This is a genomic window from Methanobrevibacter filiformis (assembly GCF_001639265.1).
In the GTDB taxonomy this organism is placed as follows: domain Archaea; phylum Methanobacteriota; class Methanobacteria; order Methanobacteriales; family Methanobacteriaceae; genus Methanacia; species Methanacia filiformis.
Map to the genome: position 1 here is coordinate 1 of NZ_LWMT01000253.1, position 15,033 is coordinate 15,033.

The 15,033-nt window shown below is 26.7% G+C and carries 11 protein-coding genes; 1 reads left to right on the forward strand and 10 read right to left on the reverse strand.

The annotated features are described in order from the left end of the window. Positions 1 to 721: 721 nt before the first annotated feature. On the reverse strand, positions 722 to 1,627 hold the full coding sequence (locus tag MBFIL_RS07715; protein WP_066973247.1) for an AEC family transporter: 906 nt from the start codon (positions 1,625 to 1,627) through the stop codon (positions 722 to 724). 504 nt (positions 1,628 to 2,131) lie between these two features. Between MBFIL_RS07715 and MBFIL_RS07720 the strand changes: the two genes are divergently transcribed. After that, a complete protein-coding gene (locus tag MBFIL_RS07720) occupies positions 2,132 to 3,373 on the forward strand; it encodes a nucleotide sugar dehydrogenase (protein ID WP_066973249.1) in 1,242 nt (413 codons plus the stop codon). A 183-nt stretch (positions 3,374 to 3,556) separates the two neighbouring features. Here the strand turns inward: MBFIL_RS07720 and radA are convergent, their stop codons facing one another. The 9 genes from radA to MBFIL_RS10960 form a co-directional block, all read right to left on the reverse strand. Then, the gene (radA, locus tag MBFIL_RS07725; RefSeq protein WP_066973251.1) at positions 3,557 to 4,492 is read right to left on the reverse strand and encodes a DNA repair and recombination protein RadA; all 936 of its coding nucleotides are present in this window, start codon (positions 4,490 to 4,492) and stop codon (positions 3,557 to 3,559) included. A gap of 138 nt (positions 4,493 to 4,630) precedes the next feature. Continuing rightward, positions 4,631 to 7,006: an OB-fold nucleic acid binding domain-containing protein gene (locus MBFIL_RS07730; RefSeq protein WP_211261739.1), complete on the reverse strand. Its 2,376-nt coding sequence runs from the start codon at positions 7,004 to 7,006 to the stop codon at positions 4,631 to 4,633. Positions 7,007 to 7,733: 727 nt separating this feature from the next. Beyond that, positions 7,734 to 8,177, reverse strand: coding sequence for a pyruvoyl-dependent arginine decarboxylase (locus MBFIL_RS07735; RefSeq protein ID WP_066973254.1), 444 nt, complete (start codon positions 8,175 to 8,177; stop codon positions 7,734 to 7,736). Positions 8,178 to 8,330: 153 nt separating this feature from the next. Beyond that, on the reverse strand, positions 8,331 to 9,731 hold the full coding sequence (locus MBFIL_RS07740) for an undecaprenyl-phosphate glucose phosphotransferase (RefSeq protein WP_066973256.1): 1,401 nt from the start codon (positions 9,729 to 9,731) through the stop codon (positions 8,331 to 8,333). 430 nt (positions 9,732 to 10,161) lie between these two features. After that, positions 10,162 to 11,052 carry a glycosyltransferase family 2 protein gene (locus tag MBFIL_RS07745; RefSeq protein ID WP_066973258.1) on the reverse strand — a complete coding sequence of 297 codons (891 nt, stop codon included), beginning with the start codon at positions 11,050 to 11,052 and terminating at the stop codon, positions 10,162 to 10,164. Between the two features lie 403 nt (positions 11,053 to 11,455). Beyond that, positions 11,456 to 12,679 (reverse strand): FprA family A-type flavoprotein, encoded by a 1,224-nt coding sequence (locus MBFIL_RS07750; protein ID WP_066973259.1) that lies wholly within the window; start codon positions 12,677 to 12,679, stop codon positions 11,456 to 11,458. A 731-nt stretch (positions 12,680 to 13,410) separates the two neighbouring features. Further along, positions 13,411 to 13,980, reverse strand: coding sequence for a class I SAM-dependent methyltransferase (locus tag MBFIL_RS07755; RefSeq protein ID WP_066973261.1), 570 nt, complete (start codon positions 13,978 to 13,980; stop codon positions 13,411 to 13,413). A 92-nt stretch (positions 13,981 to 14,072) separates the two neighbouring features. Further along, the gene (locus tag MBFIL_RS11135; RefSeq protein ID WP_281192547.1) at positions 14,073 to 14,195 is read right to left on the reverse strand and encodes a hypothetical protein; all 123 of its coding nucleotides are present in this window, start codon (positions 14,193 to 14,195) and stop codon (positions 14,073 to 14,075) included. A gap of 209 nt (positions 14,196 to 14,404) precedes the next feature. Beyond that, positions 14,405 to 14,620, reverse strand: a complete 216-nt coding sequence (locus tag MBFIL_RS10960; protein WP_211261740.1) for a hypothetical protein — start codon at positions 14,618 to 14,620, stop codon at positions 14,405 to 14,407. Positions 14,621 to 15,033 lie beyond the last annotated feature (413 nt).

The window sequence follows — 15,033 nt, forward strand, 5'->3', positions numbered from 1 at the left end:
GAGCTATGTCTTATTTAAAACCAATAATTGAAAGACAGAACGATGAATTAAAATGGACCTAAATGTTATGATAAATCATTATTTTAGTAATAATCAATTTTTCAGGAGGCAACTTTTTGACACAAACAATTCAACTGTTTAAATAGAATAATAAAAATATAATTAAAAGTATTATTATAGTAATTAAATTGAGAATGTAATTAATTGGGATTTTCAATTTGAAAAATCAAAATCATTCTAAAAAAAATCAGGACATGAAAAGGGATTGATATTTTTTTTAAAATCTTTAAAATCTTTAGGTGGAAAATTTTGTATATCATGAAAACTACATCTATAATTGTAATCTTTAGAATTTTTAGAAAATAATCATGTACCAATGTTACTTTTTAAAATTTATGAAAAAAACATTTATAGATGTAATATTTCAAAATAATTGCATTTGATTAAAATGATTAAAAGAGAATTATATTTAAAAAAATCAGACATTTAATAGGTAAAGATACTATCTACAAATATATATTCAAGTATCTTATTTACTTGCTAGTGAGAAAACAAGGGTGAAATAATTTAATTCTTTGTTGAAAATCAAAGATAATTATGAAAAGATCCTTATAACTATGGGTGAAGTAGATTTTTCACAAAAAGGAATAAAACACCTAAATATAATAGATTTTTAAAAATCCAGTGATATTTAAATCCTTTATAAATTTAAACTGCCCAGCTAAACAATAGTTAATATAATTGGCAAGGTTATAAAACTAAATAATATTGTTATAAAGAGACAATTAGAAGTTAATTTAACATCTAAATCATAAGTAATAGCTAATACTAAATTTAACATACCAGAAGACATTGCTGCTTCGATTATTGCTACGTGATATTCTAAGCCAGATAATCCAATAGCTAAAGCCACAAAAAAACCTATTATTGGTGATACTACCAATTTAAAGAATGATGCAAATGATGCAATCTTAATATTTTCTGTAAGGCTTTTAAAATCAAGAGATAGACCTAAGGTAATCATTACAAGTGGAATTGTTGCTTGACCAATATAGGTTAAAACATTAGTTAAAACTGCACCAATTGGAATAGAGAAGAAGTTTAGAGAAATTCCTAATATAACAGCCCATAAAGTTGGAAAACCAATTATTTTTTTAATAACCTCTTTTAATTCCCCTCCAAAATTAATCATTAAAATGATACTTAATGATAAAAATGTTAAAAGTGAAGCAATATCATAAAAAATAGCTCTAATCAGACCAGTTTGTCCTAATACTCCAATAATAACAGGAAATCCTAAAAAAGCTGTGTTTCCAAGTGTAACTGTAATTACAGTACTCCATTTTTTAATTTTAGAGAATTTTGCAATTGTGAGGACTGTGAAAGCTAAAATTCCAGTTATAGTGCCTGTAGTTATACCTAAAAGTGGCATGACAGCTAATTTAGGCAAAAAACCTATATTTGAAGTGTAAAGAGCCATGAAAATCATTGCAGGCATTGCAACATAAATGACAAGATTGTTAAGTTTACCTACATCTGAAAATTCAAGTAGTTTAATTCTTTTAAGGAAATACCCTAAAAGAACCATGACTAAAATTGAAATTATTGTGTCTAAAACTGCACTCATACTTTCCCATTTTAATAAAATTAATTCAATTACTGAAGTAATTGAAAATTAACCTTAATAGCTATTATAATTTAATATCCGTTAATCGTTTTGATTAAGTGAGTATTATAATTTAAAATATGAATATTACTGCATAAATTAATAATTAATTAAATCAATAAGAATGTAGAAATATAATAATAATCGATATATAATAATATTTAAACATGCATATATAAATTTAGTACACTGATTTCAAAAAGTGATAAAAAATAAAAAATTTTTTCAAGAAACTTTAAGCTATGAAAATGGATTTAAGTCCTATGAGGAGATTTTACAAAATTTTTATTCTTTTAAATCGAAGATTTGAAAGTTAGATAAAATTTTTTATTCGTTTTAAATTTAAAATGTTAGAAAATCCAAGATTTTCTTAAATTTTATCACTTTGGGAAATTAGTGTCTTAATAGTTCTTAAAATATCTTAAAAAGAAATTTAATTAAATATTGGAAGAGGATGAATTGATTATGAAGCTTTGTATTATTGGACAAGGATATATTGGTCTACCTACAGCAGGATTATTCGCAGATAATGGGTGCAATGTTGTTGGAGTAGATATAAATGAAGAAGTTGTTAAAAGCTTAAATAACAACAGAATTCATATTGAAGAGAAAGGCTTGCAAGAATTAATTAGTAGAGTTATCTCAAATGGAAAATACACAGCATCAGCAAGTCCACAAGAGAGTGATGTCTTCATAATCACTGTTCCAACACCTGTAAACAATAAAAATTATAGTTGCGACTTATCTTATGTTGAATCAGCATGTAAATCTATAATCCAATATATAAAAAAAGGTAATATAGTTATTATCGAATCTACAATCGCTCCAATGTCAACAAATAAATATATTAAACCAATATTTGAAGAAGAAGGATTTAAGATAGGAGAGGACATATATCTTGCACATTGTCCAGAAAGAGTACTTCCAGGGAAAATAATAGAAGAACTTGTAAACAACGACAGAATCATTGGAGGAATAACTCCAAAATGTAGTGAAAAAGCTGCGAAGGTTTATGAAACATTTGTTAAAGGAGAAATATTTAAAACTGAAGCAAAAACAGCTGAAATGTCTAAATGTATGGAAAACACTTTTAGAGATGTGAATATTGCACTTGCAAACGAACTTACAAAAATATGTTCAACCCTTGGAGTGAATGCATTAGATGTAATTAAGCTTGCAAATAAACACCCAAGAGTGAATATACACTCTCCAGGACCAGGAGTAGGTGGACATTGTTTAGCTATTGACCCATACTTCATATATGCAGAAGATCCAGAAAATGCAAAACTTATAAAAAGAGCTCGGGATATCAATAGCTCAATGCCACAATTTGTAGTAGAAAATGTGAAAAAGATTATAAAAAATGATGAAAAAATAGCTATTTTAGGAACTAGCTATAAAGGAAACACAGATGATTTAAGAGAAAGTCCTGCAATTAAAATAATAAATTTACTTGAAAAAGAAGGATATTCGCTTAAAATACATGATCCACATATAACAAATCCAAGTTATGTAAGCTTTGAAGAAGTTATCGAAGATGTAAGTTTATGTTTAATCTTAGCAGACCATGAGGAATTTAAAGAACTTGATTATGAATTAATGAAAGTTAAAATGAAAAATCCTATTGTATTTGATACAAAAAATATAGTCAAAAAGTCTGATGATATTAAAATAATTGATTATGGTAATTTAAACAAATTAATATAATATTAATAAGCAACATTTTAGTAATACTAAATCAATTTAGAAATAATCATGTATATGAAATAAATGTACATGATAATTATTAATATTAGATAAGATATAAAAATATTAAATAAAAAAAGAAAAGAGATAATTAAAATTACTAGTCATCTATTTCAAGTGTAACTATAAAATTAATCATAGAATTTAATCTACAACACCATCACTAGTAATCTTGAAAACACATTCACCTTCAGGAAGATGAGGACTGTCTACAAGTCTAGCTATTCTTTTACCTGCAAGTCCTTTTTTAAGCCATACTCTGTAAGTAGATGCATGTCCAAGAACGTGTCCACCAATTGCTTTGGTTGGACTTCCAAAGAATGCATCAGGTCTTGCTTGAACTTGATTAGTTAGGAAAATAGCTACATTATAAGTTGTTGCTATATTCTGGAGGGTGTGGAGATGTTGATTAAGCTTTTGTTGTCTTGTAGCTAATGATTCCCTTCCAATGTATTCTGCTCTGAAATGGGCCATAAGAGAGTCTACAATGATAAGTCTAATATTAGTTCCACTTTGAATAAGTTCATTTACTTTTTCTGCCATTAAAATTTGATGGGAAGAGTTGAATGCTCTTGCAATATGAATTTTATTTAAAGTTTCTTCATGATCAAGTTCAAAATAGTTAGATATTTGTTCGATTCTTTCAGGTCTAAAAGTGTTTTCAGTATCAATAAATACACATTCACCTTCAAGACCTCCTTTATCTTCAGGTAATTGAATAGTAACAGCTAATTCATGAGATATTTGACTTTTACCAGACCCAAATTCTCCAAATACTTCAGTGATTGATTGTGTTTCAATTCCACCACCAATTAACTCATCAACTGCAGTACTTCCTGTGCTTATTCTTCCAACATCTTTTCGTCTTTCCATTACATCAAATGCAGTTTCAAAATCGATTTTTTCAGCTTTACGAGCAGCTTCAATAACTTTTTCAGCTACCCCTTCACCTATTTCAGCTTTCACTGCTAATTCTTTTGCTGTAGCAGTTGCTAATCTCATCATATCTGCAAAACCAGCATCTCTTAATTTCTGTGCAGTTTTTTCACCAACACTTGGCAAATCTTCAAGTTCCACCATTATAATCACTCCATTATTCTTAAATTAATATTTTAGTACTAATAATTCATTCATATTATTCTTAAATTAATATTTTAGTACTAATAATTCATTCATATTATTTTTAAATAAAATCCATCTTAAACCATAAAATAGCTATTATAAAGCAGTTGAAAGTATTTTTTTAGGATTCAATCTAATTTCTTCACTGTATTCATCAAAGTTTACATCAGCTATTACTGTTATTTCTCTTCCATTTAGATCTTCAACTTTACCTTCTAATGCCCCTTCATCAGCACTGTCTTCTATTATTGCTGCAATTTCCTCAGTTTTCATTCCAAGTAATTCTTCTGCTAATTTAGAGAAGAAAGTTATTTGTATATCTCCAGTATCATCTTCTACTCTTGCTGGAACCATTAAAAGGTATTTTGGCTTGTCAACGTCCCCTCCACAGTAATCACATACATATTCATTGTCTACTTGTTCAAGTCTGGAATTACAGCTCGGACATCTTGCAGAGAGTATTTTGTTTCCAAATGCTCCATCAAGGCGACCTTCAATTTTAACATTTTTATCATCATCTTCTAAATCTGAGATAGACTTAGATACATATAACATATCCTGTAATTCTTCGAAAGATGGTAATCCTTTAGAATCATCTTTATTTACTTTGGATAATTTGGTATTATTACTAATACTTAGTTCTAATTGGTCATTTCTAAAGGTTACTCTTGGATTTTCTATTTTAATAGGATCTCCTGATTCAAGCATTATTTCAGCTTTATCATCCCACATAGATCCTCTAATTGATCCAGTTTCATCTCCAAGTTCAATTGATCTTACAAGTCCTGGAGTTCCATCTCTTCTTTGAAATTCAGTTGGTTCTTGAAGATCTATTATCCTTGCAAGTAATCGGATGTTTCTCTCATCTTCTTGTAAGTCCTCAATTTTCTTGGTTACATAAATCATTTCTTCTAATTCGGCATAAGATGGAAGATCCTCAACTTCATCATCACTAAGCTTAATTACTCTTGCTGTTTTTCCTATATTTAATTCTACAGCATATAAACCAAGTCTGGTTCTTGCATTTTCAAGTAAAAGTGCAGAACCCTGTTCAAAGTTGTCCTGTGCTTTATCATCCCAAAATGATACTCTAATTAAGCCAGTCCCATCAGAAAAGTCTATGGATCTTACAAGTCCAGAGCTTCCATCATCTCTTTGGAATTCTCTTGGATCAGATATTGAGATTACTCTTCCTCTCACATCTATTTCTTCTCCATCCTCCTCAATATCTTGAACAAATTCTATTTTAATTGGTCCAAGTTGATTTTGATATTCTTTTAAAACATCAATGAGAGAACTATCTTCATCAGGGTCTACTATTATATTTGTGTTCCAGTTTGTATTAACTCTGTATCCAGTTGCAGCATATTCATCAAACTCTACATTCCCCCCTACAAGTTTAATAATATCTCCTTTATTAAATTCCCGTTTTGTATCATCACCCCATAAAGTTACTCTAATATTTCCAGTGTCATCTCGCATTTCAATAGATTTAACATAACCTAAAGTACCATCTGCTCTTTCAAAAGAGATTGTATCATGGATTTTTGTAATAATTCCAAGTAATGTAACATCTTTTGCTTCATGAGCCTCAATGATCTTTGTAACTTCTTCTTTAAATTCTGGAACATCAAAATCTCCTTTAACGATTCTACTGTCCCAATGGGAAAGAGAAATCTCATCATTTCGTTCTCTTGCTTGAGCTGATAGGATTTTAACTGTATCTCCTTCTTTAAGCTCAAAATCTTCAATTAATTGTACGTCATTATTCCATAAAGTGTAGGAAACTTTTCCACTTGGATCTTGAAGTTCTAATGAAGTTACTTGACCTTCTTTACCATTTTTATCAAAGGTTCTAACTGGCGGAATTCTAGTAATCCTTCCAATTATATTAACTTTCTCATCTGGAATAATATCACCAATTTGAGTTATTGGTTCCACATATTCTGGGAAAGTTTTGTAATTTTCAGGATCTAATACTTCCACTTCAGATCTTGCTTGCATATGAGCTTCTTTATTACCTCTAAAACCATCTTTAACATCTACTCCAGTTATTTTAATAACATCCCCTTCGTTGAATGTTTTAAGAAGCTTTATATTTTCACTCCAAAGAACTATTCTTATTTCACCAGTATCATCAGCAATTGTAAGGTTACATAATGTTCCTTCTTTTCCACCTCTACTTTTAAATTTTTTAGGACTGGAAATACTCATTACTCGACCAATTATATTTAAATTACCTGCACCTGATTCTAATTTAGCTATTTTATCCATTGCATGTTCTTCACTTTCAGATTTATGTTCGTTTGCTTCATCAATAAAAGTTCCCACAATCATTCTTGCAATGTCTAAATCATTCATAAAACTTACATTTTCATAATCTTTCTTCATATTTTCTAATTTTTCTAGAAATTCTTCTTCTGAAAGATGATCTTTGATTTTTGCATATTCTTCAGCAATTTTTTCATCCATACAAAACCCTCTCATTTTTTTTACTTCTGTTTATATATTTGAAATTTTACCTTTAAATCAATACTCCAAGAGCATTTGAAAAGTAATAATAAATTATATTTTAAAAATTCATTATAAATTTCATTTTTAACTAAGAGACTTATAAATCGATTTAATAAACTAATAAATGTTTCATAAGTACTATTAATAATAAATGATAGATAATGTTGTTTATAATATCTAAATTTCTATTTTATAAAAATATTAGACTATTATTATAATAAATATTACTTATATTAAATATTTATAACTATCTATTAGAAAAACAAGGAAATAGCTATCAAATATTAATTAATTTCGTTTATGAATATCAAAACATTAGTTAATGGAAATTAGTATTACATAATATATAAATCTTATTATTTTAATATTACTAAAAATAATTATTATAATAATATTATAATTTAAAATAATAATGTGGCGAAAAACAAAGAACTATGATTACAATTTGATGAAAATAAAACTTAATAACTATTAATTAATTATTTAAAAACTTATTAAATAAAATAAATACAATCCCCTATATTATACCAAATATAATAAATAAAAGAAATGATTTCAAAGATAAAAAAACCTAAAAAAGGGACAATGAAGTCCATGATAGATTTATAATAATCTAAAATAGCTAAAATAAAGATAAGCATTTTTATTGTAAATCTACAATCAAAAAAGAATTAAAAAACCTTTATCAATCTAAATAAACTACTGATGAAACTACAGAGCCAATATTTTCAACTTTATGATCAATATTTTTAACAATCAATTGATTTATCTTTTCATCTCGTACATTCATCATATATTCAACCATAGCTATTACATCATCATTTACTTTATCCATATCAGTGCCAACTCCTGATTTTTCAACAACACAACCTAAATTATCACCTAAGGCAAGAGCAATTGCTGCATAAATTGTATCATTTTTTTTATCTGAAGTATAACAAGATAAAACACAATTAACCATTTTACCTGCCTTGAACTTAGGAAGTTCAACTATTTCTGTATTTTTCCCTAACATACTTGAAACTTTAATTAAATTTACATCCCCAATTCCTGCTTCAGTTAAAGCATTGTCAAATGCATTTAATTTTGTTGGACCTTCAGATTTTCCAGAAACAATAGCTATTTTCATTAATAATCTCCCATTAGACAGTATCTCCCATGGATATAATAATTCTCCCATTGGATATAGTAATTTCCATATTGGATATAATGATTCTTATATTTGTCCTTTTTGATGTTTTTGATGTAATAATTCTTATTAAAGCTTATTAAAGTTTAAAATTTAATAAGCATTACGATTTCCTTTAGTAATTGTTTTAAACATTATAAAAATGTCTAATGCAAAATACCAATTTTCCACATAATCAATATCATAATCAATACGCTTTTTAATAGAGGTGTTTCCTCTGTAACCATGAATTTGAGCCCAACCAGTTAAACCTGGTCTAACTTGATGTTTAACCATGTATTTTGGAATTTCTTTTCTAAATTTATCAACAAAATATGGTCGCTCAGGTCTTGGACCAACAACACTCATATCACCTTTAAGAACATTAAAAAACTGAGGAAGTTCGTCTATACTTGTTCTTCTAATAAATGAACCAATTTTAGTCTTTCTAGGATCATCTTCTACAGTCCAGTGTGAAACCTCCTTATTTGGATCCTGTACTTTCATACTTCTGAACTTATACATCATAAAAGGTTTATTACAATAACCAATACGTTCTTGTTTGAAAATAAGAGGTCCAGAAGAAGTTAATTTAATAGCTATTATTGTTACAATCATTATTGGAGAAGTTATTAAAATAGCTATTGATGCTATGATTAAATCTAAAGATTTTTTAAGGAATTTATTAAAATACTTATCAAGTGGAACATATCGAACATTAATAATTGGTAATTCGTCTATCATATCAACAGAAGGTTTTGCAGGTAAATATTTGTAATAATCAGGTATTATCTCTGCTTTAACTCCTTGACTTTCACAAATATCAATTAAATAATTTAATTTATCATAATATTTCAAAGGAATAGCTATTACAACCCTATCATATATATTTTTAGATAAAACATGCTCCAAATCTCCAAAACCTCCTTTTACTTTTGATCCAGCTATTTCTTTACCTAAATTTTTCTTTTTCCCTAAAAATCCTGATATTTTATAACCTAAAACTTTCTTTTTAACTATTTTATTTGCGAACTTAGTAGCTAATTCTCCATCTCCCACAATTAAAAGATGTTTTAAATTATAATTTTTAGATCTAATGAATTTTAATAAATATCCATAGATCCCGCGCTCTAATGAAGCAAAAAATGTAGTGAAAATAGCAAATAAGAGCAGCATCAATCTAGAATAATCTGGTCTATTGGTTATAAATAAAGCAGCTATTAAAATAATAAAAACTATAAAATTCACTTTAATAATCTGCAATGTTTCTGATGAAACACTAGACCTATCTCTAAAAGGAGTATAAAGCCCAAAAAAATAGTAACTAGCTAAATAAAGAGGAACTATAAGAATAACCAACACCAAATAATTATCAAAGCCTAAATAAGATCCGATAGGACCAAAAAGTATGGTTTTAAATCTTACAGTCCAAGCAAAAAGTAAAGCAATGATTAAAACCAAAATATCAAAAAATACTAAAATAAGATTAAAAAGTCTTTGGTTTTGTCTAATCATTGCTATTCCTCTGTTATTTCGTTCGTGTGTTTAATTAATATAATGTATAAAATTAATAAAATAATTAAAATTACACAAGTTATATTCAATTATCAATTATTAGTCATATATATTAATCATTAATTAATATTATATCTCTTATTATAACCATTAATTAATATATTTATAGTGAATTTATTATTACTTTATTACCATATGTTAATATTAATAAAAGCATTCCTTATAATTAAAATGGTTTATTTTTGGAAACAGCTTTTGATCAAACTTTTTTTAAAAGTTTGTTTCATATTAATAAAAGCATAATTAATGCTTAAAATGCTTTATTTTTGGAAACAGCTTTTGATCAAACTTTTTTTAAAAGTTTGGAATGTTTGTTTCATATAATTAAAAATTATTTTTTGTTGGTTTATAAATCTCTTATTAATTTTTATCAATTATTCTTTTTAAATAAATTTAAGAATAATTTTAATAAAAAAAGAATCGATATTCCAAAATACACAACTAATCTCACTATAGTTGAATATTTATCCTTATAATGTTTATTATAGAAAATATACATTGCTCTGTAAAATTCATGAATTAATTTAGACCTTTTCTTTTTACTACTTGATCCTTTATAATGAATTATCTCAGATTTCCCATAATAAACAATTTTCCAACCTTCTTCTTTAATCCGATAACACCAATCAATATCCTCACCATACATAAAGAATGTTTCATCTAAAAGACCAACATCAGAAATAGTTTCATGTTTAACAAGCATAAAAGCTCCTGTTAAGCTATCTACCTCATATATTCCATTATCATCTAAGTTAGATAAATTGTATTCACTAAATTTCTCATTATTTGGAAACAATTTAGCAAAACCAAATAAACGATAAAAAGAGTTAAGGGGATCTGGAAAACTACGTTTAGATGCCTTATCTAAACTACCATCTTCAAGAACTACCTTACAACCAAGTGCACCAATATTTTTATCTTGAGACCTCACCATGTATGAGTAACAGTTGATTAGTGTATCCTTTTTAACAATAGTATCAGAATTTAAAAGAAGGATGTAATTTCCATGAGATTTTTTAATAGCTATGTTATTTGCATAAGCAAAACCTTTATTAAAATCACTCACTATTGGCTTGATTAAACCTTTTTCAATTTCCTCTAAAAAAAATTCATTAAGTTTAAAATAGCTATCATCAGGAGAATTATTATCAACAAGAAAAATCTCAAAATCAATTGGTAAGTTCTGATTCAAAACAGAAATAATAGTATTTTTAGTTAAATCAAAAGTTCCGTAGTTTACAATGATAATAGATAAGTCCATGTTTAACCCTTAAATGAATAAATAAATAGACAAACTTTTGAAAAAAGTTTGATCAAAAATTGTTTCATGAAATAAACATTCTAAACATGACATGCTTTCATAACATGAAATAAAATATTATATTAAAATTTATTGTTTAAGATAATATAAATAGTTAATGTATAAATCTAATATGTCACGATTGTATCAAAATTAGCTATTTAATCAGAAAATAAAAGATCAGGTATTATCAAAATAAAGAATAAATAGACAAACTTTTGAAAAAAGTTTGATCAAAAACTGTTTCATAAAATAAACATTCTAAACATGACAAACGCTTTCATTAGATAAAATAAAGAATAAATAGATAAAAAATAAGTAAAAGCTATTAAAAATTGAAAGTTATTGAAATATTTCATGAAAATTATAACTTTCTAGCTTCTTCTACTAATTTTACACCTAAATCAAATGCATCTACTTTTTGTTCTTCAGTTGGTAGGTAGTATATTTCTTGTTTATTGATTACTTTAAATCCTGCTCCATTCAATTCTTCGGCTAATTTTTCTGGAGCTCCACCTTTTCCACCCATTGAACCGAAAGTTAATGCTGGTCTTTCAATTCCAGTTCTTTGGAATCTTAAACCTTTAAGATAGTATAAAATATCTCCTACACTTGGGAAAGGCTCATCATTAATAGTTGGAGCACCTAAAGCTATTGCTTTACTATCTAATATACTTTTAACAATTTCACTTCTTTCATCTTCGTGTAAAAAGAATACTTCTACATCATATCCTTCACTTATAACTCCTTCAGCTATTTCATGGGCTAAAGTTTGAGTAGAACCATGCATTGTATCATAAATAATAGTTACTTTGTCTTTAGCTTTACCAGTAGCCCATTCACTGTATGCACCAATAACTTTCATTGGATCAGTCCATATTTGACCGTGAGAAGGAGCAATTATCTTAATTTTCTCAAGTAAGCCTAATTCTGTAACTTCAGTGAATTTTTTAAGAACTAACTTAGATAAAGGCACAATTAAATTCCCATAGAACTTTTTAGTTGCATCCATAAGTACATGTTCTGGAATCTCAGTGTCCAATCTTTTAGAGAAACATAAATGTTGACCAAATGCATCATTTGGGAATAAAACTCCATCTTCAACAAGTAAAGTGAACATACTATCAGGCCAATGGAGAAGGAATGCATCTAAGAATGCTAATGTTTTTCCACCAAGTTCTAAAGCATCTCCAGTTCCAACAGTGACAAAGTTAGATCCTTCAAGAGAAGGATAATGTGCAAGTAATCCTTTAACAGCTATTTCACTGCAATAAATAGGTGCATCAGGGAATTTCCTATGTAAATCAGGTAAAACTCCACTGTGATCTTTTTCAACGTGGTTTTGAATAATTACATCCACATTAACCTCTTTACCCTCTTGTTCAAATGCATCTTCTACACGTGCAAGTAACTCTTCAGTTTTACCAGGATAAGCATTATCAATTAATGCTACCTTATCTTCACCAAATACTAAATATGCATTGTAAGTTGTTCCATCTAAAGTATATCCATGATATGATCTTAAATCCCAGTCAAGTACACCTATCCAGTATACACCATCTACTATTTTTTGTGCTTTTGCTTTCATATGAATTACACCTCATTGTTTAAATTGAGAATATATTAATCAAACAGTACTTGTTTATAATTAATAGTTATTGTACAATAGTTCATTTACTGTTTGAATTAATATATTCCCTAAATAGTGCATTTTACTTCTTATACATTGAAGTTTAATACAATATAAAATTATATGAAGACCTATATAAAACTTTTCATTAGGAGCAAATAGTATACAAAAAAAATAAGAATAGTGCTGTACTAATATTATAAATATAATAGTTATTATGTTTTTAAAATATTAAATAATCGAATAATAACTTAAATATAGAAATATTGTTTTAAAATTAAAAAATAGGTTTTAATTATTTAATTTATATTTGCAAATTAACATTATTGTAGTAATAAGTTAAATCAAAAATAAAATAACTGATTAATTCTGATTAATTAGCAAGTATTAACTGTATAATGATATTTCGATTATAATCCTATTGATTTTGTTAAATTAGAGTTTAAGTGAAATCTGAAATTGTTGAAGCAAATATATGAACCTTGATTGAAAACTTAGGAAAAATTGATACTGAACTATTCATACCCAGTATAAAAAAGACAGCTTTGATTATACTGAATAGAAAAAAGATTTATGGAAAAATAAATCTATTAAAGAAATTCATGAACTATTTGGAAAATTTGAAAAAGAACATGCTAAAAAAAATTATGAAACTTCATTTACCCTTAATTTACACTTAAAGAATTTCATTATTTGTATGCTATGATTCCATAGTGGTATGGAGGTAGATTAACTAAATCTTCTTTTTTTAGTTTAAATCCAATAGTTTGTACTAATTTAATAAGATCTTCAGGTTTTGGACGTATACTCATATTAGGTCCTCGTGGAGTTGTAGAGTCATAATTCCAATGGATTATACCTATTCGACCATTAAATTTAAGAATTCTATATGATTCATTTAATATTTCCTGTGGTTTGGAATGATGTAAAATATTAAATAACATAACATAGTCAACTGAGCTATCTTTTACCCCAGTTCCTTCAGTAATAAAATCTCTATTATGGCAGGTCACATTTTTAATATTGTTTGAATCTAACTGTGAATTAACAATCTTAAGCATTTCAAGATCAATATCTAAAGCTATAATTTTACCATTTATTCTTCCAGCTGATGGTATTGTAAATGTACCATAACCTGAACCAAACTCTACTAACAAATCAATATCTTTTGAAATATCCATTTTTTCCATTATTAAATCTATATCAAATAAACTTTCCCAGTACAATTGTTCAGGCATCCCACTTTCTCTAACTCTCATTAGTAAAACTCCATATATTCTTGTAATGTGTATTTACAATATTATCAATTTAATTCTCTATCTTAACTAAGATGATGACATTGAGTTGTGTACTATATGTTGTCCACTTTATTTTCAATAATAGCTATTTCTTCTTCATTTAAATTATAAATTTTATAAACTAAATTATTTATCTCTTTTTCTGTAGATATTATCTCTACTTGCAGTGGATTCAAAATAGCTAAACTATCATTGAATTCATTTTCAAGACCATTTTCTTCTTTTCGTTTAATCTGTTTATTTTGTTTTTTAACCTCTTTAATAAACTTATCAACAGTTAATTCGTGATATTTACTTAATTTTGTATTTATATTAACATTAAAATTCCTTATTAACCATTTTTTAAAAGAATTAATCTCTTCATTTAATTTTTTATTTAAATCAATTAATTTTTCAGCAGATTCAATAAGTGGTTTTTGTTCTTCATCTTCTCAAATTTCCCATAATTCGCTCTTTCTTTAACTAACTCATTATCATGTAATTTTTTGTCCCAAACTAAGATAATTTCCTTTTCTCTACTACTTAAACTAAATTTGTTTTCATTTTTAGTATAAAATTCTTTAAAAGCCTTTAAAAGCAGATTTATTAAAAATATTATCAAACATGATAAATATTATGTTTTAATAAGTTAATATGTTTTAGTGTTATTTAAATGAAAATTCTGAGTTGTAAATAAGATAAAATAACGGTTAAATAGCTTATAATTTAACTTAGTTTATGAACAATGCTAAAAATAAGTACAAATACATTGATAGAAGATTAATAATTTTATAAAATAAGTTATTTTAAAGAATGAAAGAATTTATAAGCTGTAAACAACAATGAAAATATGGTGAGTCAATGAAAATTGATCAGGAGAAAATAGAAATAAAAATAATAGATAAAAGGATTATGTAAAAATTTTACCTCCTGAAAAGATTTAATATTACATTTTACTATAAAATGCATACTAATTATTATCACATTTTAATACAGTATTTAGGTTTTAAGCATTTATAATGAGATTATGTCAAA